The sequence below is a fragment of the Aeromicrobium sp. HA genome (genome assembly GCF_027171405.1).
Taxonomy (GTDB): domain Bacteria; phylum Actinomycetota; class Actinomycetes; order Propionibacteriales; family Nocardioidaceae; genus Aeromicrobium; species Aeromicrobium tamlense.
The window spans coordinates 898188-920005 of sequence record NZ_CP114372.1; the positions used below are offsets into that span (position 1 = coordinate 898188).

Here is a 21818-nt window from a genome sequence, read left to right on the forward strand (position 1 = left end):
GGTGGTGCCGGGGCGACTCCCGGCACCACCCGTCACACGCTTCCGATCTCTTGACGAGATCGTCTAGACGAAATAGTCTAACGATGTACACCCGAGAGTGCCGAACGAAGGAAATGAAGCATGACCACTGACCTGTTCTCCGTCGCGGGAAAGACCGTCGTCATCACGGGAGGCACGCGCGGCATCGGCTACATGACCGCCGAGGGCTTCCTCAAGGCCGGCGCCAAGGTCTACGTCACCTCGCGCAAGGCAGATGCCGTGGAGGCGGCGGTCGCGTCGCTGTCGCAGTTCGGCGACGTCTTCGGCCTCCCCTGTGACGTGAGCGACCCGGAGCAGTCGGCCGCGCTCATCGAGCAGATCGGCTCCCGCGAGTCGTCCGTCCACGTGCTTGTCAACAATGCCGGCGCCACCTGGGGTGCCACGTTCGACGAGTTTCCCCCGTCGGCTTGGGACAAAGTCATGGGCCTGAACGTCAAGGCTCCCTTCATCCTGACGCAGCAGCTGAGGCCGCTACTCGAGGCAGGCAGCGCCGACGGCGACCCGTCCCGAGTCATCAACATCGGCTCCATCGACGGCCTCGCCGTCCCGGGGTACGACAACTACTCCTACGGTGCCTCGAAAGCGGCGATTCACCATCTCACGAAGCACATGGCCTCGGAGCTGAGCCCGTCGATTCTCGTCAACGCGATCGCTCCCGGTCCGTTCCCGACCAAGATGATGGCCGCATCGCTGGCCGAGCAGGGCGACGAGATCGTGGGTGCGAACCCGGTGGGGCGCATCGGCACGCCGGAGGATGCCGCGGGGCTCGCGATCTTCCTGTCGTCGCGCGCATCGACCTACATCACCGGTGCGACGATCCCGCTCGACGGCGGCCTGAGCACGACGATGAAGGTGATGTGAGTGGCGTACAAGGCGCCGATCGCGGACTACGACTTCTTGTGGCGGCACGTCCTCGATGCGGAGCGGCACCTCCTGGACATGACCGACGGGGCGCTTGGCGTCGACGATGCGGCCGCGGTGTTCGCCGCGGCGGCGGACTTCGCCGTCAGTGAGCTCCACCCCCTGAACGCGTCCGGGGACCGCGAAGGGTCCGTCCTCCGGGACGGCCGGGTCGTCACGCCGACAGGATTCGACGAGGCCTTCCGTGGCTACGGGCGCGGGGGCTGGATGGGCGTGGAAGTTCCCACCGAGCTCGGTGGCGAGGGGATGCCTCACCTGCTGACTGCCCCGATGAACGAGCTGTGGTCGGCGGCCAACTCGGCGTTCGGGTTGTGCACCGGCCTGACGGTGGGTGCCATCCATGCGATCGGGGCGGTCGGGTCGCCGGAGCAGAAGGCGACGTTCCTGCGGCCCATGGTCGAGGGCCGCTGGACCGGGACAATGAACCTTACGGAGCCACAGGCAGGCACGAACCTTGCCGCCATCCGCACGACGGCGACGCCGAACGAGGACGGTTCGTGGCGGGTCAAGGGTCAGAAGATCTTCATCACCTGGGGCGATCACGACCTGAGCGAGAACATCGTGCACCTGGTGCTGGCTCGCACGCCCGGGGCCCCCGAGGGTCTGGCGGGGCTGTCGCTGTTCATCGTGCCGAAGTTCCGGCTCGACGACGTCGGAGGGGTGGACGAGCCCAATGACATCACGACCGTGGCGTTGGAGCACAAGCTGGGCATCCATGCCAGTCCGACCTGCGTCCTGGAGTACGAGGACGCCACGGGCTACCTGCTCGGTGATCTCCATCGAGGCCTCGCCTCGATGTTCGTCATGATGAATGTCAGCCGGATGGGCATCGGCGTCCAAGGGTTGGGCATCGCGGACCGTGCCCATCAGCAGGCGCGCGACTATGCGCAGGAACGTGTGCAGGGGACGCCCGTCGGGCGGGAGGTTGGCACTCCGATCGCCGGGCATCCTGACGTGGCGCGGCTCCTGACGTCCAGCGCGAGTCTGATCAGCGCGTCTCGTGGCGTGCTGGTCCAAGTGGCGTTGTGGCAGGACCTCGCCGACCGCGGCGACGAGACCGCCCGCGCTGCGGCCGACTTCTTCTCACCGATCGTCAAGGGATGGTTCACCGAGGAGTCCGTCCGTATCACCTCCGATGCCGTGCAGGTGCATGGCGGAGCCGGGTTCATCGAGGAGACGGGCGCCGCCCAGCACTACCGCGACGCACGCATCACCCCGATCTATGAAGGGACCACGGCGATTCAGGCCAACGATCTGGTCGGCCGCAAGGTGGTCCGCGATTCAGGGACCGTGGCATCGACGCTGCTCGACGCCATCGACAAGGACATCGTCGGCCTGCGTGCGGTCGACCACGAGGTCGTCGACCGCACGGTCGAGCGGTTGGAGCGGGCTGTCGGCCACGTCCGTGAAGCCACCGCGACCTTGGTCTCGCGATCCGCGGAACGTCCGCGGGACGTGCAGGCCGCCGGCGTCAACTACCTCACGATGTGGGGCCTGCTCGCCGGCGGATGGATGTTGGCCAGATCCGTCGCCGCCGCCATCCGCGTCGACGATGTCGACACACGGCGGCGCACGGTCGAAGCCGACTTCTACGGAGCTCATCACCTCAGCCGAATCGCCTCCCTCCACGAGGCCTTGATCGCAGGAGAAATCGCATGACCGAACTCACCATCGACGTCTACACGTCACCGTCCTTCGAGCTGGCGAACGGGGGGTTGTTCTCGCCGACCACGTCGACGCTGGTCCTCGGACCGACCGAAGCCCTGCTGGTCGATACGCAGTACCTTCCCGAGCACGTCGAGGAGGTGCGTCGCCGCATCGAGGCCTCGGGCCGCACGCTGACGACGATCTTCATCACCCACGCTCACTACGACCACTTCTTCGGCCTCGAGACGCTCCTGAAGTCGTTCCCGGGCGCCAAGGCGATCGCCACCGTCGCCGTGGCGTCCGCAGCCGCGGCCGAGCTGGAGGAGAGCCGCGAGACGTCGAGGGACATGTTCTCAGGCGCTGCCCTTGACACGACCGTCGTGCCCGCGGCGTTCGAAGGTGACTCCTTCACCATCGACGGCGAGGAGGTCCGGATCGTCGAGCTGCCCCAGGCCGACATCCATCCCACCGCCGCGCTGCACATCCCCAGCATCGGGGCCGTCATCGCCGGCGACGCGATCTACAACGGAGTGAATCCGTTCCTTGCAGTCTCCACCGTGGATGAATGGCCGCGGTGGGTTGAGAGCACGGACATCATCGCAGCGCTGGAGCCCAAGCTGGTCGTCGCCGGGCACAAGCGGCCCGAGCTCCCGGACGACCCGAAGGCGATCGCCGAGACCAAGGCGTACCTCACCGCCTTCATCGAGGGCCACGACCACTTCGACTCCACCCGTGACCTGGTCAATCACATGCAGGCCAAGTTCCCCGATCACGACAATCCGTCCGCGTTGCTGTTGTCGGCCGCGCTGGCGATGAAGGCGAAGAAGAGGTTGAACCATGGTTGAGGCAGTCATCGTCTCCACGGCTCGTTCCCCGATCGGGCGGGCCGTGAAGGGTTCCCTAAAGGACCTGCGTCCCGACGACCTGGCCACTCGCATGGTCGAGGCCGCCCTGGGCAAGGTGCCCGAACTCGACCGCGCGGACATTGCCGATCTGCACCTCGGCGTCGGCCAGCCCGCCGGCGAGAGCGGGAACAACCTGGCGCGTGTCGTCGCCGTCCAGGCCGGCATGGACCACGTCCCGGGCGTCACCGTGAACCGGTACTGCTCGTCGAGCCTGCAGACGACCCGCATGGCGATGCACGCCATCCGCGCCGGCGAGGGTGACGTGTTCATCTCGGCCGGCGTCGAGACGGTCTCGCGATTCGGCAACGGGTACTCCGACAACCCCGAGGCCTTCAATCAGGGGGTTTTCGGTGACGCCATGAAGCGCACGGAGTCCCGGGCGGACGAAGGAGCGGCGTCCTGGACCGACCCACGTCTCGACGGTCGGATCCCGGACGTGTACATCACCATGGGCCAGACCGCCGAGAACGTCGCCCAGAAGATCGGCATGAGCCGGCGCGAGCAGGACGAGTTCGGTGTCCGCAGCCACAACCTCGCGGAGCAGGCGATCGCGAACGGATTCTGGGCCAAGGACATCACGCCGGTCACGCTGCCCGACGGCACCGTCATCAGCAAGGATGACGGGCCCCGGGCGGGGACGACGTACGAGGCCGTGTCACAGCTCCGTCCGGTCTTCCGGCCCGACGGAACGGTGACCGCCGGCAACGCCTGTCCGCTCAATGACGGAGCCGCGGCGGTGATCATCATGAGCGACGTCAAGGCCAAGGAACTGGGGCTCACGCCGCTCGCCCGCATCGTGTCGACGGGCGTGACCGGCCTCTCTCCCGAGATCATGGGCCTGGGCCCGATCGAGGCGACCAAGCAAGCCCTCGGACGCGCCGGACTGACGATCGACGACATCGATCTGTTCGAGATCAACGAGGCGTTCGCCGTCCAGGCGCTGGGCTCGGCCCAGGCGCTGGGCATTCCGCTCGACAAGTTGAACGTCAACGGCGGGGCCATCGCCGTTGGTCACCCGTTTGGCATGACGGGCGCGCGGATCACCTCGACCCTCATCAACTCGCTTCAGCACCACGACAAGCAGTTCGGTGTCGAGACGATGTGCGTCGGCGGCGGCCAGGGCATGGCGATGGTTCTCGAGAGGCTCAGCTGATGAGCAATCTGACCTTCGACTTCGCCGGACGATCGGTGATCGTGACCGGCGCGGGCCAGGGCATCGGCCTCGAGATCGGGCGCGCGTTCGCCCTCGCGAACGCCACCGTTTTCCTGGTCGACTTCGACCAAGGTGCTCTCGACTCCGCGACGAAGGAGCTCGGATGTCAGGGTGTGCTGGCTGACGTCAGCAGCAGCGAGGACGTGCAGCGAGTCGTCGACACCGTGATCGAGCAGACCGGGCGGATCGACGTGCTGGTCAACAACGCCGGGATCCTGCGGGACAAGCTGCTCTGGAAGATGAGCGATGACGACTACGAGTCGGTCATGGCGGTGCACTCAGGTGGCACCTTCCGGTTCACTCGGGCCTGCGTTCCCCACTTCCGGGCCCAGGGCAGTGGGCGAGTCATCAACGTCACGTCCTACACGGGACTCCGGGGCAACATCGGCCAGTCGAACTACTCGATGGCCAAGGCCGGGATCATCGGCTTCACGAAGACCGTGGCCAAGGAGCTCGCGCGCTTCGGGGTCACTGTGAACGCCATTTCACCCAATGCGGACACCCGCATGATTGCCAGCATCCCGCAGGAGAAGCGGGTGGGCCTGGAGGCTGCGATCCCGCTCGGCCGGTTCGCCCCGCCGAGCGAGATCACCGGAGCAGTCGCATTTCTAGCCTCAGACGAGGCTTCTTACATTACGGGCGTCGTACTGCCCGTCGACGGAGGGATTTCCATATGACCACGTTCAACTCGATCGAAGAGTTGCGCAACGCGGTGGGCACCGACCTGGGCGCGAGCCGCTGGTTCGAGCTCACCCAGGACCGCATCGACGTCTTCGCCGACAACACCGAGGACCGACAGTGGATCCACATCGACCCGGAGCGCGCGAAGGATGGTCCCTTCGGCACCACCGTGGCGCACGGGTTCCTCACCCTCTCGCTGCTCGCAGCGATGTTCGGAGACCTCGTCGACGTCAAGGGGGTGACGGCCGGAATCAACTACGGACTTAACAAGGTTCGCTTCCCCGCCCCCGCCCCTGTGGGCTCACGAGTGCGAGGGCACGGCAAGATCGTCGAGGTCACGGAGATCCCCGGCGGCGTGCAGATGGTCACCGCAGTGACCGTCGAGCGCGAGGGCTCGGACAAGCCGGTGTGCGTCGCCGAGTCCGTCAACCGGATCTTGGCCTGAGAGAACAGCCGTCGTCATGATCACGACCGATTTCACGACGCTGTTCGGGGTCGAGCATCCCATCGTGTGTGGGGGCATGACGGGCTTGGGCACTGCGCCGCTGATCAGCGCAGTGGCCAACGCCGGCGCGCTGGGCTTCCTGACGGCCCTGACCCAGCCGACGCCTGAGGAGCTGGTCCGGGAGATCGAGCGCACGCGCGACCTCACTGATCGACCCTTCGGGGTCAACCTGACGATCCTGCCGAGCCTGGTACCGCCTCCCTACGACGAGTACCGGGCGGCGATCGTGGAGTCGGGAGTCAGGGTGGTGGAGACCGCAGGTTCGTCTCCCGGGCCTCACCTGCCCGATTTCCACGGCGCTGGGATCAAGGTGATCCACAAGGCGACGAGTGTGCGTCATGCGCTCTCGGCTCAGCGCGCCGGCGTTGACGCCATCAGCATCGACGGGTTCGAGTGTGCCGGGCATCCGGGTGAGGACGACGTTCCCGGTTTGGTGCTGATCCCCGCCGCTGCTCGCGCGTTGGACATCCCCATCGTGGCGTCGGGTGGGATCGCCACTGGCGCCGGACTCGTCGCCGCCCTGGCGCTCGGTGCATCGGCCGTCAACATGGGCACGCGGTTCATGGCGACGGACGAGGCACCGATCCATGACAACGTGAAGCAGCAGATCGTCCGGAACGACGAGCGCGACACCGTGTTGGTGTTCCGCGAGTTCCACAACTCGGCGCGCGTGGCGCGCAATACGATCAGTGCGAAGATCGCCGAGATCGGAAGCAGGCCCGGCGCCGTCTTCGACGACGTGGCCGAGCTGGCCTCCGGCGCCCGCGGACGTGCGCAGGTCCTGGAAGCAGGTGACATGGACGGCGGCATGTGGTGGGCAGGGCAGGTCCAGGGCCTGATCCACGAGGTCGCGCCCGTCGCAGAGATCGTCGACACAATCGTCCAGACGGCCGAGTCCATCATCACCGACCGATTGCCGGAGGTGACGACGACCGTCTGAATGAGTTGGTGCCGAGGCGGCGGAAGAAGTTCGGACCGTTGCAGGGATCTAGTAGGCAGCCTCGCCGACCCGTGGGTGCTGATCTAGGTCACCTGCAGCTTGCTCATATAGACGGACGACTTGAACGTCTCGGTCGCCGCCATATCGGTCGCTGGATCCGGCTGACTGCCGGTGCCGACTTAGCCGACATCGTCGTCGAGCCCGCAGACCGGAGCTGGTCGGCTGGGGACCCGGTCGTCTTCAACGGCTGGCTCGCCCCGGTGCAGAGGCGCGAGGCGCTGTCCATCGCGCCGACGCCGGCTCGGGGAATTCTCGAGGCCAACTCAGCGGCCGGCGGGTGCTGGAACTCACGAGATCAGAGTGCGGCTCAGACGGCAACCGATTCGGCGATCGCCGCCGAGACCGTCTCCAGGGCACCCTCGTCGCGCGTCGACTGCGCCACGACGAAGGCGCCTTCGACGTAAGCATGAATCGTCGCACTGAGCTCGAAGACGTCGCGATCGGTGCGCACGTCACCGCGTGCCTGGCCGTCGAGAAGAATCTGCTCGACGGTGGAACGCCACCGGTTGAACTGCTCGGCGAGGGTGACGCTGATCGACTCCGAGCCGTTGGCAATCTCGGTGGCCAGCTTGCCGATGAGATCGACGTGCGTGAACCCCGAGTTCACGAAGTTCTCGACCAAGTCCTCGAAGTAGCCGGACAGCATCTCCGCAGTGGATAGCTCCTTGCGACTGCTCCATTTCTCCAGCAGCCTCTGATGGAAGTGGTCGTAGCGATGCAGGACCGCCACGACGAAGCTCTCTTTGTCGCCGAAGTGGTGGTAGAACGAGCCCTTCGGGACCCCTGTGGCGTCGAGCAGGCCGTCCACCGTCGTGCCGTGGTAGCCGTGGATGAACAGCTGGTTCAGGCCTTCGCGCAGCAGCGCGTCGCGGTGCGACGTGCTCGCGGCGACGTCGGTCACTGGTTCGGCCGCGGTGAGATCAGGTCGACGAGGCTGGTCGTCACCGCGTCGAGATAGCCGCGACCACGCAGGGCGAGCGCAGCCACGAAGGCCCCTTGGACCAGGGCCAGGCTGGCGTCGGCCAGTTCCTTAGCCGTGCGATCGGTGCGGACCTCGCCACGCTGCTGACCCTCGAGCAGCATCTCGGCGAGAGCATCGCTCCAGGCAACGAAGCCGCGGGCGAGCTCCCCGCGGTACGTATCCGAACTGGCGGCCAGTTCGTTGGAGAGCTTTCCCGCCAAGCACGCCCACCGCCAGTTGCTGTCAACGAGCGCATCGACCGAGGCGCGGTGGTAGCCGGCGAGCCGTTCCGGAACGCTGAGGTTCTCCTGCTCGGCCCATGAACGAAGCCGCGCCGCCTGGATGTCGTCGTAGCGGCCCAGAACTACTTGGCCGAATCGCTCCTTCGAACCAAAATGGTGATAAAACGAGCCCTTGGGAGCCTCGGCCTCCGTCAGGACGGCGTCGACGCTGGTCCCGTTGTAGCCGCGATCGTAGAGCAGCCGGATCCCCGCGCGCAGCATTCGTTCCTTATGGGGAACCTTCGCCGGGGTCGTCATATCTGATCCTCTTTCTCAATCAACCTGGGCGGGACCGGTCGCGCCCGCCTTCTTAGACTAATGCGTCTAACTGGCGAGCGCCATGATCCGTGCATCACGCCGAGTCGGCTCCTTCGCTGCGATGAAAGCGGAGTTCACCTGAGTCCGCGGGTGCAGCTCGTTTTCTACGAACCCGTCCCGTTTGCCAGGAGGCACACGCATGCCGGGGATGCACGGGGTGGTGCCCCCCTCTTACCGACCTGGGTCATCGTTGACGTGAAGCCGTCCGTCTTCGTCCAGATAGCCGAAGTCCCCAGTATGACGCCACGAGCTCGCCGCGATCGCAATCGACTCGGATCCTTGTTGACCGGGCTTCCGTACCAAGATCGAACCGTCGCCAGCGATCGTGACCCTCGAGCCCGGAAGGGGTATCCCGGCCGACCCAGGGATGCCCGTTCCTGGGAGATCGACCGAGATGAAGCCGGCGCATTCGTTGGTGCCGTAGGCACAGAGAACGTCGATTCCGACGGAGGCCCAGAACTGGTGAACGTCCTCCGCGAGGGTCGCTCCGCAGACCACGACGGCCAGTCTGTCGAGACCGAGATTAACGCGTACCTCGCGCATGGTGCCCCCGCGCGCGATCGCGGCGCGAACCATCACGTCTTGCGAGATCAGACCGCCCCCGCGGCGCAGCCAGTGAGCTTCTTCGAGAACGCGCCGAGACTGGACGATGTCGGCACGTGCGTGCGCGAGAACAGGGGAGGTCAACATCGAGTCGATCCAGCATCCCAGTGCCGAGAACATTGGGGGCCATCCGAACATGAAGGTGGGACGGAACTTGATCAATAGGGTGACGAGCGACTCTGCGTCGGGACAACACACCACATGTCCTCCAACTGTCGCCGGAAGGTGAATTGCCAGAAGTCGTGTCATGGCACTGTCCAGTGGGCTGTCCGCGATGTATCGATAGTCGAAGTCAAAAAGTCCCGTGGCTAGGAGGGATTCGGTGGCGCTCAACACGTCGATGGTGGAGATCGCGACTGTCTTCACGCTGCCATCGGCGCTCCGCTCGTGCAGCACGGTGATTGGGTCGTTCGAATCTAGGTCTCTGAGCCGCTGAACCAATTGGCCGCGCGTATCTCTTGGATCGCCCGGCTCCTGACCTGCGAGCACGTGCCTCCACAAACCGTCGGCGTCGAGATGGACGAGCTTGTATCCCAGTTCCGCATCATCGATCCGGCTCAGAACATCCACCATGCCGGGATCCTCTACGAACAAGACGGCTGGAGCGCTGACGCTGAGCAGGCTGCTCACTTCCGCCCCGTCGAAGTCCCCGGGAACGATCACGGTGGCCGCGCCACAGTGCATTGTTGCGAGGTCGATGACCAGATGATCGACGGTGTTTCCGAGCGCGAGCGCAACCGGACCTTGCGGACCCACACCCATGCCGATAAGCCATTCGGCGACGTTGAGTACCCTCTCGCGAAGGTCGGACCACGAAAGAGTGTGAGTCTCCAGGCCCTCGGACCAAGTGATCGCTGGCGCGGTTGGGCATGAAATCGCGTTACGAAGTACCAGCGCGGGAAGCGTCTGGTCGGTCGGTTCGATGGGCAGCACCCAGGCACCCTGTCCGCTCATACGCGGTTCTCCTCACTCGCGGTCCCGTCAGCTTCGACTAGACTGATGAGTCTAGTGTCCTGAGGCGGGGTGGTGCGACGCCGTCCATGAACGGAGCGCGCCAGAGGCTGAGCGATGTTCCGCCTTGATACGTGGTACGTCCTTGCGATGCGTAGGTCAGTAGCCACTATCGAGCGGACGTCGGACCAGTACGGCCGCAAGGGAGGGCGCCCCAACGTTCTGTGGCAACCTCCCGTGGCGTCGCGTTCTTCGGGATCACAGCCCTGGAACTCACGGGGAGGGGCTGGCTCCTGCGTCATGGTGACGATTCGAGTACAGCTCCTCGATTGCATCGGCATGTCGCTCTGCGACAGCCTTCCGCCGAATCTTCAGCGTGGGTGTGAGTTCACCGGTCGAGATGGCGAAATCCTCAGGGAGGAGCCTGAAGTACTTGAGTCGCTCGGGACGCGACAGGGACTCATTTGCGGCGTCGACGAGCCGTTGCGCTTCGGCCAGAACGACCGGATGCTCGATGGCTTCGCGAGGGGTCAGCGCACTCAGGCCCTGCGACTGGACGAACGTGGCAAGTCGCTCGGTGTCGACAGTGAGCAGAGCAACCAAGTACGGCCGCGCGTCGCCGATCGCCACGGCTTGGGACACGAAGGACTGGCCGGCGAGGCGAAACTCAATCGCCTGCGGAGCGATGTTCTTCCCGGATGCGTTGACGATGATCTCCTTCTTGCGCCCCGTGATGAACAACCGCCCGAACTCATCCAATCGGCCGAGGTCACCGGTTCGCAGCCAACCGTCCTCCGTGAAGAGTTCAGCATTCGCTTGGGGTGCGTTGCGGTATCCAGGGGTGTTGCCCGGGCCTCGAACCAAGACCTCGCCGTCCTCGCCTAAGCGCACTTCGGTACCGGGTATCCCAAAGCCCACGGAACTCGGGCCCGGAATGCCGGGGACTTCCGCGGTCACCACGCCGCTTGTCTCTGTCAACCCGTAGCCCTGAAGAATATCCAGTCCGAGAGTTGCGAAGAACTCAACGGTGTCCGGCCCAATCGCGGCGGCACTGCTGGCCGCAAGCGCCTGATCGAGCCCCATCAGCACCTTGACGTCCCGTACCGGGCCGCGGCGCGCGCGCATCGCGTCGACTTCAAGTGCCTGACTCACGTGACGCGCCGCCTGCCGCAGCTTGAACACCTCACGCAGAACTTCCCGATCCCGTTGCAACTCACCGTGGCGATCGGCCAAAGCCGGCGATGCCATGATCATCTTGGCCGCACTCGCAAGCTTCTCCCAAGCTCGCGGAACTGTCATGAAGTAGGTCGGCCTGTGGTGCTGCAGGGCCGCCAGCAACTGCGTCGTGTCAGGGCAGAGGTAGACGTGCCCGTGGGTTCGCACCGCCACGAAGATGCTCCAGAGTCGCTCGGCGACATGTGCCATGGGCAGCGCGCTGAGGGCTCTGTAGGGATAGTCGAAAATCCCGGCGCCGATCAAGGAGTTGGTCTCCCAGAGCAGATTGCCGTACGTGAGTACGACCGCCTTCGGCAATCCGGTGGTGCCGGACGTGTAGATGTAGGTGGCGGTGTCATCCGTGTGAACCGAGGACATCCGTTCCAGGAGGACTTCCTCGTGGGCCAGCCTGGTCGCCGCACCATGTGCCACCATCGATGCCCACGCGCGTTGTTCGCCGGCTGGTGCATCCATGACGATGACTGTTGGCTGGTGTTCAACGACCCACGGCAACTTCGCGAAGTCATCCGCGGTGGCCGCGTCCTCGACCAAAATCACCTTGGGAGCGCAGTCGGAGAGGACGAAGTCGATCTGCTCGGGGGCCAGCGTCGGGTAGAGACTGACCGGGATGGCATGAACCTGGCTGGCTGCCAAGGTGTAGGCGAGATGCTCAATGCGGGTGGGGGCGAGTACGGCCACCACATCGTCGATCCCGACGGACAGGTCGATCAAGCCGCTTGCAACGTCAAGCACGAGTTCTCGGTACTGGAACCACGTGAGCCCGCGTACCTCACCATCCGGCGCGGTCCAGGAGACAGCGGGATCATCCCGGTGATCTTCCGCGTTCAACTCGAGCAGTGTGGAGAGGCCAACGGCCCTACGTGTGAGTTCGTTGTTCATCGTCATCGACCCTCGAAGATGATCTCGTCGTGGTTCTGGATGAACCGCCGCGGGCCTTCCGTCAGCATGAAGTTGACCGCCTTCTGCATGTCCGCGCTCTCGAACAAGTAGGTAGCGTTCTCCACGTTGTACTGGTCGGCAGCCCGGATTCCGTACGTGGAGGAGTGCTTGATCAAGCGCTTTGTCATCTCATGCGCCAGCGCCGGACCCGCGGCGAATTCCCTGGCCAGCTTCATCGCTTCGTCGCGAAGGTCGGCCAAGGGAACGACACGATTGATGATGTTCCACCGCTCGAACGTTTCGGCGGGGTAGCGTCCAGCGGTGTAGACGATTTCGCGGGCTCGCGCGGGACCGCACCGCTCGGCGATGCGGTAGGCGCCGCCGAGGAAGGTTGTCGCCCCGATGAGTGCGCCGACCTGGGAGAAGACTGCGTCGTCGCTCGCGATGATCATGTCGCAAGCGAGGGCGAGCTCGAGCCCCGCGGCAAGAACCTGACCATTGACGGCGGCGATCACCGGGAAGGTCGCGTCCTCGATGCCGTTGATCAGTTCGAAACCCTCGGCCAACATCGCCGCGGCCTCGCGCTGGGACTTGCCCTTGAACTCGTGAAGATCAACTCCGCCAGAGAACAGGCCGCCATCGCTCCAGATGACCATGGCGCGGACCTCGTCTCGCTTCGCCTGCTCCACGCGCTTTGCGACGTCGCTCAGGAACTCTTGCGTGTAGAGCTCGGCGGGCGGATTGGTGAAGGACAGCACGGCCACGCTGTCGAGAACCTCGTACTTGGTGGCGTCCATGACATCTCCTCACTTCGTGTCGCCTCGGCGAGGGCGATCCTGAGATAAACTAGGTCGTCTAGACCAAAGCGTCAAGGAGTTCCAGCCTCGATGTGCATCCGCAGTGGAGGCCGAATTCGCTCGTCGCTGCGTTCGACGAAAGTCGGCGAGGACGCATCCGCCCTCGGTTGCGACGACGGGACTCCGCGTACTTCACCCGCTCCACCACGTGCCCTTCGAAGCGGTGCAGGCTCAGCAGGAGTTCCCCCAGGAATGTTGAGCGGCACCATCGTCCGCCAGGAGCGAGTCGTCGATGGCTGTCATTGGTCACCTTTCACACCGACTCCATGACCGGGCTCGGCAGAATAGACGATCTAGTCTAGACTTCCGGACGTACTGCGGGCGGGGCACTCGAGCCGCCTCACCTCCACCGGAAGGACGTACGGAATGCCATCACGATTCCTTGAAGCCCTCGGCCTCGAAATCGACTCCCCGATTCGTGCAGGCGAGGAGCTTCGTGGCTCAATCGAAGTAGGGCCGGACCACCACACTCCATGGGGCATCGTGCACGGGGGTGTGTGGGCGACCGTGATCGAGAGCCTCGCAAGCACAGCGGCATCCGCAGCCGTTGAGGATCGCGGGGAGTTCGCCGTCGGCATCGACAACGTCACGGACTTCGTGAGGGCCATGCGTGAAGGGCGGGCCGAGGCGGTTGCCACCCCTGTCCACATCGGTCGTCAAACGCAAATGTGGTCCGTGACGGTGACCGGAGCGGACGGCCGGGTTGTCGCCTCGGGTCGAGTTCGGCTTGCGAATCAGCCACTTGCGGGGCCATCGAACTAGTCGATCGCTTGGCGCGGTCAGGTGTGAAGCCGTGTTGTGGCCGCCGGGTCCATCAGGAGCGATCGTTGAGCCGGCGCAACCGTTCGCCCAAGAGCGCCATGACACGGTGCCGTTCCGGCATGTTCGCGACGACGGCCGCGCCCGACGTGCAGAGATCCCACCCCTCAAACCAGGAGCAACCATGGACTTCGCCCTTTCCTCCCAGGCCCAGGAAGCCAGCGAGAACATGTGGGACTTCATGACGTCCCACGTCTTCCCCGCCGAGTCGGAGTGGCAGGCGTACCTGCGCGAGCACGGCGCCCACACCAATCCGCCCGTGATGGAAGACCTCAAGGCCGAGGCTCAGCGCCGGGGCCTGTGGAACCTGTTCATGCCGAAGCTGTCAGGGTTGTCGAACGTCGAGTACGCCTCGATCGCTGAGATCTCGGGCTGGTCACCGGTCATCGCGCCCGAGGCGATCAACTGCCAGGCCCCCGACACCGGGAACATGGAGACCCTCGAGCTGTTCGCGACCGACGAGCAGCGCCGGCAATGGCTCGAGCCGCTGCTGGCCGGTGAGATCCGCTCGGCGTTCGCGATGACCGAACCCGCCGTCGCGAGTTCGGACGCGACCAACATCGAGACGCTGATCACCCGCGACGGCGACGAGTACGTCATCAACGGCCGCAAGTGGTTCATCACTGGCGTCGCCGACGAGCGCTGCCAGGTCTTCATCGTCATGGGCAAGACCGACACCAGCGCCGAGACCCACCGTCAGCAGTCCATGGTGCTCGTCCCCCGCGACACCCCTGGGCTCGAGATCGTGCGGCACCTCCCGATCTTCGGCTACCAGGACCAGCACGGGCACTCCGAACTCGTCTTCCACGACGTCCGCGTCCCCGCCACCAACCTGCTCGCCACCGAGGGCGACGGCTTCCTCATCTCCCAGGCCCGTCTGGGTCCCGGCCGCATCCACCACGCCATGCGGGCCATCGGCATGGCCGAACGCGCCCTGGCCCTCATGGTCGACCGCGCGAGGAACCGCGTGGCCTTCGGGCAGCACCTCTCGGAGTTCGCCAACGTCCAGGACCTCATCGCCCAGTCCCGCATCGAGATCGACCAGGCCCGCCTCCACATACTGGATGCCGCATGGAAGATCGACCAGTTCGGCGCGAAGGGCGCTCGCAGCGAGATCTCGGCGATCAAGGTCTCCGCGCCGGCCATGGCGACCGCCGTCATCGACCGCGCCATCGAGGTCTACGGTGGCGCCGGCGTCTCGGACGACACTCCGTTGGCCTATTTCTACGCGTGGGCGCGAGTCCTGCGTATCGTCGACGGGCCAGATGCCGTCCACCGCCGCACCATCGCGCGTGTGGAGATGAAGAAGACCCCGCGTTACCTCGGCTGAAGGCAGAGCATGGACCCGTTGGACCGTTTCCGACTCGACGACAAGGTCGTCGTCATCACCGGTGCCAGTTCCGGCCTGGGGCGCGGCTTCGCCCACGCGGTCGCCGCGGTCGGCGCACATGTCGTGCTCGCCGCTCGCCGGAAGGAGCAACTGGAGTCGCTACGTGACGAGTTGGCCCGTGCGGGGACTTGGGTCCTCGTGCACCGCACGGACGTCTCCGCCCTCGACGACTGCGAGGCATTGGCAGCCGCCACGGTGGCCGAGTTCGGTCGCATCGACGTGCTCGTCAACAACGCCGGCATCGGGTTGGCTGGCAGCGCGCTGCGCCAAAGCCCTGACGACTTCACGCATACGATCGACATCAATCTCAACGGCACCTACTGGATGGCTCGAGCCAGCGCACCCCACATGCCCACCGGTTCCGCGATCGTCAACATCGCCAGCGTCCACGGGTGGATCGCCAACCGCTACCCCCAGGCCGCATACGCGGCCAGCAAAGCCGGCGTCCTCGGACTCACCCGGGACCTGGCCCAACAGTGGTCACAGCGTCGCGGCATCCGCGTCAACGCGCTCTGCCCCGGCTACTTCGAGTCCGAGATCACCAGCTCGGAAGGCGCCGCGAACCTACGCACCATGGTCGCCGAAAGCTCGGTCCTCGGACGTTTCGGCGAGCAGGAGGAACTCGACTCCGCCCTGCTGTTCCTCGCGAGCCCCGCGTCCTCTTACATGACTGGAGCGTCTCTAGTCATTGACGGCGGACTGTCCTCCGGAGTCTGAGGCCCAGCCGGGGGGTCTCAACCGCGACCGATTGCGATCCGTCAATTCAAACTCATGCTTCGAACTTCAACCGTGATCTCGGGTCAGCTCCACGGTGCCGGTCCCGCACCGCTCGGCAGGAAGGGACTACCCGTTGCCGAGGTCTGGAGCAGTTCGGAGCCGTGGCGTAGGCACGAGTGAAGTGGTTTCTTGGTCGCGGGACAGATCCGCTCGTGCGGGCGTATCTGCATGCACGCAGGCACATCGGGAAGTGAACGCCCTTGACCCGAACCCCTGCGACCTCGCGATGGGCGATGAGCGATGGCGTAGTCGAAGGACACGTCTCCGGACATGCCGGATGTGTCGGCTCGATGATGGAAGAGATGCGCGATCTCCGCGTTGCGCAGGAGCGCCTCCGAGGGCACGCAGCCGACGTTGAGGCAGATCCCGCCCCAATGCTGGGACTCGACGATCGCGACGGTCTTGCCGAGTTGGGCCGCGCGGATGGCGGCGACTTATCCGCCCGGTCCGGCGCCCCGGACGTCGACGTCGACGCGTGTGCTCGTGTGAGGGCTCTCTGTGACGGCTGCGTGGGTGACGTGGGCGCCCTCAGGAGGCGGCCGCCGGCAAGTCCACGACGGTGACCTCGCCTCGTCGAACGACCTCGCCACAGGCTGCGCATGCCATCACTGGGTGGTAGGTGGCGCCGCAGGAGTGTTCAAGTCGGATCGGGGGCCCGTCGGAGCCGGCGAGGTGACGGTCTCCGAACTCGCGCAGTGTGGCGATGATCGGAATGAGGGACCGCCCGAGGTCTGTCAGGTGGTACTCGAAGCGCGGCGGGCGCTCCTCGTACTGGACGCGGGCGACCAGTCCCTCCGCCTCCAGCCTGCGCAGGCGGTCGGTGAGGATGTCGCGTGGTGCGCCCGTGTAGCGGGCGATCTCCTCGAAGCGATGGCTGCCCAGCAAGATCTCTCGGACGGCGAGCAACGTCCATTTTGTCCCGACCAGGTCGAGGGTACGTGCAACCGAGCACTCGCGAACATCGGGTTTCATGTTCTCAGTGTAAGTCAGTTGGACATCACAACCCACCTTGCTAGGTTGGAATTCGCAACGGAGGTCGCACGTGGCGCCCTCGCAAGGAAGAGAGGTTCTGCCATGACGTGTGGGAGTTCGCAGCAGGCGCTCCATTTCGCAGCTCAAGGCGCCATAGCCGGAGCCTACGACGTGGCCATCCGCACGGCGAGTCGGGTGCATGACTCGTGACCACCTTGCTGAACAACGTGGAGCAGACCGGCGGACGCTACGGACTCCAAGTCATGTTCGAGGCCGGCGGCCTGACCAACGCCACCATCATCGAGAGGATCTGAAATGCCAACGCCGAACGGAGCCGTCGTGCTCGTGACAGGCGCAAACGGTGGTCTGGGCGCCCACTTCGTCACCCAGGCGCTCGAACGCGGTGCGGTGAAGGTGTATGCGGCGGCTCGCGCGCCTCGCGAATGGGGCGACGAGCACATCGTGCCGTTGCGCCTCGACGTCACGGACCCAGAATCAGTCCGTTCGACCGCGGCTCGGGCCAGCGACGTCACCGTCCTGATCAACAACGCGGGCTCATCCAACGGATCGAGCGTCCTTGGTGACGTCCCGGCCGTGCGGGCTCTCTTTGAGACCAACTTCTGGGGAGCGCTCGACGTGGCGAACGCCTTCCTCCCTGCCTTGCTCGAGTCGAAGGGCACGCTGCTCAACGTGCTGTCCGTGCTGAGCTGGCTCGGCACCGGTGACGGGTACAGCGCCACCAAGGCAGCCCTGTGGTCGGCCACCAATACCCAGCGGATTGCGCTGGCCGGGAAGGGCGTCCACGTGGCGGCACTCCACCTGGGCTACACCGACACTCCGATGACGGCTGGCCTGAGCGTGGACAAGAACGATCCGGCTGACGTCGTCCGTGCTGCCTACGACGGAATCGAGGCGGGTGTCTACGAGATCCTCGCCGACGACATCAGCCGAACCGTCAAGGCCGCACTCGCGGCTCCAGTCGAAGCCCTCTACCCGCAGCTCAAAGGTGGTGCCGGATGAACCGTGAACGCACATATGGCTGGGAAGACCCGCACGCGCTCGCCGAGGCGAGCCGTGAGCTCAGCGGTCTGGACTTTCTGACTCGCCTCGGCGCGGGCGAACTCCCGGTCGCTCCGGTGAGCGCGACAACCGGCGTACTTCTTGACGGTGTTGGGGACGGGTGGGCTGTCTTCACTCTCGAACCCGCCGAGTGGCATTACAACCCGATCGGTTCGGTGCACGGTGGCATCCTTTCGACTCTCGCGGACAGCGCACTGGGCTGTGCTGTCCACACCAAACTCCCCGCTGGCATCGGCTTCACGTCCTTGGACCTGACGATGAAGTTCACCCGGGCTGCCACCGTCGACAGCGGTGTCCTGTCCTGCAAGGGGAGCGTCCTCACCATCGGTCGCCGCACGGCGACGGCCGAGGCGACGATCACCGGCAGCGACGATCGAGTCATCGCCCACGCTGTCTCGACCTGCATTCTGATGCGGTGACTGGCACCTGACATGGCAGTGACTGACAGCTCGGAACGATGGACCCGGCGCCGAGGCCGAGGTCCGGTGCCGGCGATCGTCGCAGGTACGGCGCTCGTGCTCGTGACCTACGTGACGCCGATGGCCACGCTGCCACCGACCGCCCGCGATCTCACGGCCTCGGGAGTCGCGCAGGCCTGGATCCTGAGCTCGATGAGCATCGGCCTGGCCGGGGGTCTTTTGGCGGCCGGTGTCCTGGGCGACCGGTACGGTCGCCGCCGGGTCTACCTGGCCGGGCTCGTCCTACTGACGGCGGGTGCCGCCGCCTCGGCGGCCGCGTGGAACCCGTGGATCCTGGTGGGGTCGCGAGTCCTTCAAGGACTCGGCGGCGCGGCGATCCTCGCGTGTGGCCTGGCGGTTCTGGCCCACACCTTCGCGCCGGGCCCGCAGCGCCTGCGTGCCACCGCCGCCTGGGGCGCCAGCGTCGGCGCCGGCATTGCCGGAGGCTCCGTCATGGCCGTTGCGCTCGACTTCGGCACGAGCTGGCGGGAGAACTACGTGGCCACCGCTGCCCTGGGTCTGCTCCTCCTGGCTCCCACGGCGCGAACCGTCCAGGAGTCCCGATCTGCCTTGCCGCGGCGGCTCGATGCGGCGGGAATGGCGCTGCTCGCGGCCGGCATGGTGCTCTTGGTTGCCACGTTGACCCAAGCCCGGACCGGGTGGGGTACGTCCTCGACGCTCCTGGTCGTCCTGGCGCTCACGAGCTTCATCGGCCTCGCCGTCATCGAGAGCCGCACACTTCAGCCGTTGGTCGACCCCGAGATGCTCCGGGAGCTACGATTTCTCGCCGCGATCGTCGGTGCCCTCACCGTGGGGTTATCGATCATCGCGGTCACCTCCTTCCTGCCCACGGTGGCCCAGGCGGGCTTCGGAGACTCCCTCCGGATCGCGAGCATTCCGACCTTGGCCTGGGCCGTGGCCAGCACGCTCGCTGCAGTGCTGCTGCGCCGAGTCCCGGTCAACACCGAGGGTCCGGCCGCCGTCAGCGTCCTGCTGGCCTTCACCGTCGCGGGCATGCTGTTGATGCTCCTCGCGGACTCCACTGCCGGACTCGTCCTCCCGATGACGATCGCGGGAATCTCCACTGGGATCCTCAACGCGGTCCTCGGCCGCGAGGCCGTGGCCAGCGTGCCGCTCGACCACGCGGCCATGGCCAGTGGCGCGACCAACACCGCACGCTACCTCGGTGCTGCGTGCGGCATCACGCTCATCGTGGTGATCGGCATGCACGGCGGCGCGGACATCGTCGCAGGGTGGCATCGAGCCGTCATCGCAGCAGCCGCCTTCGGTGCGTTGGGGTCACTGCTGACTGCCGTGATCGCGGTCCGCGGGCAGTCATAGACCCCGGGCGAGAAAGTCGGAGCCGGACCTCGCGTCGGCACGCCACGAAGCCGCGATCCGCAAGGCGGCGCCACGGCGCAACCCTCGTAGCCTCATGAGGATCACGTGGCGCATCCTCGCGAGACGCCTCGCCTATCTGACCGCAGAAGGCGCGATTGTCCGTTCGCAGTACCAAGTGCGGCCGCCGCGTTTCGAGTACGTCCTGACCGGCAAGGGCCGCGCCCTGTCGCCGGTGCTGGAAACGATCGAGCACTGGGATCGCACATGGCACGACATCGCATCGGAATCGTCAACCGTGAAGCGTTCTGGGGATCGTTTCGCTGCACGTTTACTGCACGGTTTGTGATGCGCAATAGTGGCGGTGGACGCGTTATATTGAGAAGCGTCAAAGTGCTGATTCATCAGCTATTTCAGCAGAAATTCGTTGGAACGGGAACCGCCGAGAAGCGTTGGGCAACGCCCCGGCTTCTTCCAGAGGTCGCAGGTTCAAATCCTGCCCCCGCTACCACCAACAGGGCCTGACCTGCGGAAACGCAGATCAGGCCCTGTTGCCATTTAGCGTCGTTCCCCACTTACTCCCCAGAAACGGCGCGAAGGGCCGGCTTGCCACTGGGAAGCACCATGACCTGAGCCGCGCGGGTAGGAGTGGTCTTCCGCCCGAGGTACTTCGCGGTGACGTTGATGTCTGCGTGCCCGAGCTGGTTCGCGATCTCAGCAAGTGGTGCCCCTGCAGCGTCCAACCAGGAGGCGACGGTGCGACGGAAGGTGTGGGTGCCTGCCCATGGGACGTCGGCGGTCTTGAAGACGCGACGTAGTGCCTTGCTGACGTTGTTGCGATCCCGGGGCTGCCCCGTCTTGCTAGTGAAGTACGTGATGCCGAAGACGAGCCCCTCGCGGCCGAAGAGGTCGGCGCGATCCCTGAGACGGTCCACGAGGCCTTCGCTCATCACGAGAACCCGGTCAGCCTGTGTGGTCTTCGTTCCACGGATGCGGACAGTGCCGGCCTCGAGGTCGACGTCGTCCCATGAGGTGCAGTGCAGGCCTTCGGAGATGCGGGCTCCGGTGCCGAAGAGGAATGCAGCAAGGTCGCCCACATCGGCCTTCGCCGAGTCGGCGGCCTCTTGGACTCGAATAGCCTCCGCGTGCGTGAAGGCTCGCTCGGTGTCGAGGTGACGCTTGCCGCAGTCGAAGTCGCACTCAGGGTCGGTGCACTTGCGATCGCCCGTTGACCCGGGCTTTGCGCCGGGAGTCTTGACGCGGTGCATCACGCTCGAAGCAATGGCCCCGCGCCGCTCGGCCAGGCCGAGCATGCCGGACAGAACCTTTCGAGCCTGCTTGGCTGCCGTCTCGCCCCGCTGGTCCGCAACCTCTGTCAGCCACGCTTCGATCCGGGCCACATCGTTGGCTTCGGAGATCGACAGGTGCGACAGCACGCCTTGTTTGATCGTGCGATCGATGTACCCCCGGTAGTCGCGCATCGTGTTCGCGGAGAGGCGCTCTCGCGCCTTGGTGTCGAGCCAGATCTCGGCAGCCTGAGTGAGCCGAGTGTCTTGATTGAGGACGTTGTCACCGCCCTTGTGCTGCTCTCGAGCTGCAGTGACCTTCGCCTGCAGAGCCCGCTTCGCGGCGGCCGCTGACTTGCCGCTGGCGGTGACTTCGGCTCGTCTGCCGCGGGTGTCCTTGTAGTAGCCACGTGCTTGGACCGCACCTGAGGTGGTCGGATGGGGCTTGGTGCTGATCGCGCCGAGCGTGTACGGCGGGTTGCTCGGTCGAGCCACGGGTCGAGTTCTCCTTCAGTTGTCGTCGTCTGGCCAACCCTGCCGGTTTGGTAGGGAATAGTCAACGCGGTTCAAAGTGCTGAGGGAGTGACCCCATTGGCCTCCTCGGCGCGACCGGTGGTGGATAGCAGCCAGGAACCTGCAACGGTTTCAGGGTCGCAATGTTCATACCCTGGGGGTATGAACCCTTGACGGCACGGTTTCGG

General features: G+C 65.5%; 21 protein-coding genes. 14 read left to right on the forward strand and 7 right to left on the reverse strand.

Translation table 11 applies throughout. The features are described 5' to 3' along the window. Nucleotides 1-120 precede the first annotated feature (120 nt). From O3S82_RS04360 to O3S82_RS04390, 7 genes are read left to right on the forward strand one after another with little or no spacing between them, the layout of a single operon-like run. On the forward strand, nucleotides 121-900 hold the full coding sequence (locus O3S82_RS04360) for an SDR family oxidoreductase (RefSeq protein WP_269305806.1): 780 nt from the start codon (nucleotides 121-123) through the stop codon (nucleotides 898-900). Next, a complete protein-coding gene (locus O3S82_RS04365; protein WP_269305807.1) occupies nucleotides 901-2619 on the forward strand; it encodes an acyl-CoA dehydrogenase in 1719 nt (572 codons plus the stop codon). It abuts the gene before it with no gap. Continuing rightward, nucleotides 2616-3452, forward strand: coding sequence for an MBL fold metallo-hydrolase (locus tag O3S82_RS04370; protein ID WP_269305809.1), 837 nt, complete (start codon nucleotides 2616-2618; stop codon nucleotides 3450-3452). Before O3S82_RS04365 ends, O3S82_RS04370 begins: the two co-directional genes overlap by 4 nt. Further along, the gene (locus tag O3S82_RS04375) at nucleotides 3445-4665 is read left to right on the forward strand and encodes an acetyl-CoA C-acetyltransferase (RefSeq protein WP_269305811.1); all 1221 of its coding nucleotides are present in this window, start codon (nucleotides 3445-3447) and stop codon (nucleotides 4663-4665) included. The genes O3S82_RS04370 and O3S82_RS04375 overlap by 8 nt, the downstream gene beginning before the upstream one ends. After that, nucleotides 4665-5402, forward strand: a complete 738-nt coding sequence (locus tag O3S82_RS04380) for an SDR family NAD(P)-dependent oxidoreductase (RefSeq protein WP_269305812.1) — start codon at nucleotides 4665-4667, stop codon at nucleotides 5400-5402. Before O3S82_RS04375 ends, O3S82_RS04380 begins: the two co-directional genes overlap by 1 nt. Further along, complete coding sequence (locus O3S82_RS04385) at nucleotides 5399-5851, forward strand: MaoC family dehydratase (protein WP_269305814.1); 453 nt, start codon at nucleotides 5399-5401, stop codon at nucleotides 5849-5851. Before O3S82_RS04380 ends, O3S82_RS04385 begins: the two co-directional genes overlap by 4 nt. 16 nt (nucleotides 5852-5867) lie before the next feature. Next, a complete protein-coding gene (locus O3S82_RS04390) occupies nucleotides 5868-6851 on the forward strand; it encodes an NAD(P)H-dependent flavin oxidoreductase (protein WP_269305815.1) in 984 nt (327 codons plus the stop codon). A 367-nt stretch (nucleotides 6852-7218) separates the two neighbouring features. On the opposite strand, the gene O3S82_RS04395 is transcribed toward O3S82_RS04390, so the two are convergent. From O3S82_RS04395 to O3S82_RS04415, 5 genes are all read right to left on the reverse strand, one after another. Further along, the gene (locus O3S82_RS04395; protein WP_269305816.1) at nucleotides 7219-7812 is read right to left on the reverse strand and encodes a TetR/AcrR family transcriptional regulator; all 594 of its coding nucleotides are present in this window, start codon (nucleotides 7810-7812) and stop codon (nucleotides 7219-7221) included. Then, nucleotides 7809-8411: a TetR/AcrR family transcriptional regulator gene (locus O3S82_RS04400; protein WP_269305818.1), complete on the reverse strand. Its 603-nt coding sequence runs from the start codon at nucleotides 8409-8411 to the stop codon at nucleotides 7809-7811. The genes O3S82_RS04395 and O3S82_RS04400 overlap by 4 nt, the downstream gene beginning before the upstream one ends. Nucleotides 8412-8642: 231 nt before the next feature. Further along, the gene (locus tag O3S82_RS04405; protein ID WP_269305820.1) at nucleotides 8643-10007 is read right to left on the reverse strand and encodes an AMP-binding protein; all 1365 of its coding nucleotides are present in this window, start codon (nucleotides 10005-10007) and stop codon (nucleotides 8643-8645) included. A gap of 291 nt (nucleotides 10008-10298) precedes the next feature. Further along, complete coding sequence (locus O3S82_RS04410; protein WP_269305822.1) at nucleotides 10299-12140, reverse strand: AMP-dependent synthetase/ligase; 1842 nt, start codon at nucleotides 12138-12140, stop codon at nucleotides 10299-10301. A gap of 2 nt (nucleotides 12141-12142) precedes the next feature. Further along, nucleotides 12143-12937, reverse strand: coding sequence for an enoyl-CoA hydratase/isomerase family protein (locus O3S82_RS04415; protein WP_269305824.1), 795 nt, complete (start codon nucleotides 12935-12937; stop codon nucleotides 12143-12145). Nucleotides 12938-13363: 426 nt separating this feature from the next. On the opposite strand from O3S82_RS04415, the gene O3S82_RS17340 reads away from it, so the two are divergent. The 3 genes from O3S82_RS17340 (at nucleotide 13364) to O3S82_RS04425 (ending at nucleotide 15923) form a co-directional block, all read left to right on the forward strand. Beyond that, nucleotides 13364-13759 carry a PaaI family thioesterase gene (locus tag O3S82_RS17340; RefSeq protein WP_442864696.1) on the forward strand — a complete coding sequence of 132 codons (396 nt, stop codon included), beginning with the start codon at nucleotides 13364-13366 and terminating at the stop codon, nucleotides 13757-13759. A 181-nt stretch (nucleotides 13760-13940) separates the two neighbouring features. Next, a complete protein-coding gene (locus tag O3S82_RS04420; RefSeq protein ID WP_269305826.1) occupies nucleotides 13941-15146 on the forward strand; it encodes an acyl-CoA dehydrogenase family protein in 1206 nt (401 codons plus the stop codon). Between the two features lie 9 nt (nucleotides 15147-15155). Continuing rightward, nucleotides 15156-15923 carry an SDR family NAD(P)-dependent oxidoreductase gene (locus O3S82_RS04425; RefSeq protein WP_269305828.1) on the forward strand — a complete coding sequence of 256 codons (768 nt, stop codon included), beginning with the start codon at nucleotides 15156-15158 and terminating at the stop codon, nucleotides 15921-15923. Nucleotides 15924-16511: 588 nt separating this feature from the next. On the opposite strand, the gene O3S82_RS04430 is transcribed toward O3S82_RS04425, so the two are convergent. Beyond that, nucleotides 16512-16955: a winged helix-turn-helix transcriptional regulator gene (locus tag O3S82_RS04430; protein WP_269305830.1), complete on the reverse strand. Its 444-nt coding sequence runs from the start codon at nucleotides 16953-16955 to the stop codon at nucleotides 16512-16514. Between the two features lie 339 nt (nucleotides 16956-17294). Between O3S82_RS04430 and O3S82_RS04435 the strand changes: the two genes are divergently transcribed. The 4 genes from O3S82_RS04435 (at nucleotide 17295) to O3S82_RS04450 (ending at nucleotide 20180) form a co-directional block, all read left to right on the forward strand. Beyond that, complete coding sequence (locus O3S82_RS04435; RefSeq protein ID WP_269305832.1) at nucleotides 17295-17975, forward strand: SDR family oxidoreductase; 681 nt, start codon at nucleotides 17295-17297, stop codon at nucleotides 17973-17975. Continuing rightward, nucleotides 17972-18454 (forward strand): PaaI family thioesterase, encoded by a 483-nt coding sequence (locus tag O3S82_RS04440; protein ID WP_269305834.1) that lies wholly within the window; start codon nucleotides 17972-17974, stop codon nucleotides 18452-18454. Before O3S82_RS04435 ends, O3S82_RS04440 begins: the two co-directional genes overlap by 4 nt. A gap of 66 nt (nucleotides 18455-18520) precedes the next feature. Beyond that, a complete protein-coding gene (locus O3S82_RS04445; protein ID WP_269305835.1) occupies nucleotides 18521-19834 on the forward strand; it encodes an MFS transporter in 1314 nt (437 codons plus the stop codon). A 94-nt stretch (nucleotides 19835-19928) separates the two neighbouring features. Next, nucleotides 19929-20180: a winged helix-turn-helix transcriptional regulator gene (locus tag O3S82_RS04450; RefSeq protein WP_269305837.1), complete on the forward strand. Its 252-nt coding sequence runs from the start codon at nucleotides 19929-19931 to the stop codon at nucleotides 20178-20180. A gap of 226 nt (nucleotides 20181-20406) precedes the next feature. Here O3S82_RS04450 and O3S82_RS04455 read toward each other — a convergent pair whose 3' ends face one another. Continuing rightward, entirely contained in the window at nucleotides 20407-21612 is a 1206-nt protein-coding gene (locus tag O3S82_RS04455) for a tyrosine-type recombinase/integrase (protein ID WP_269305839.1), read from the reverse strand. Nucleotides 21613-21818: the final 206 nt, after the last annotated feature.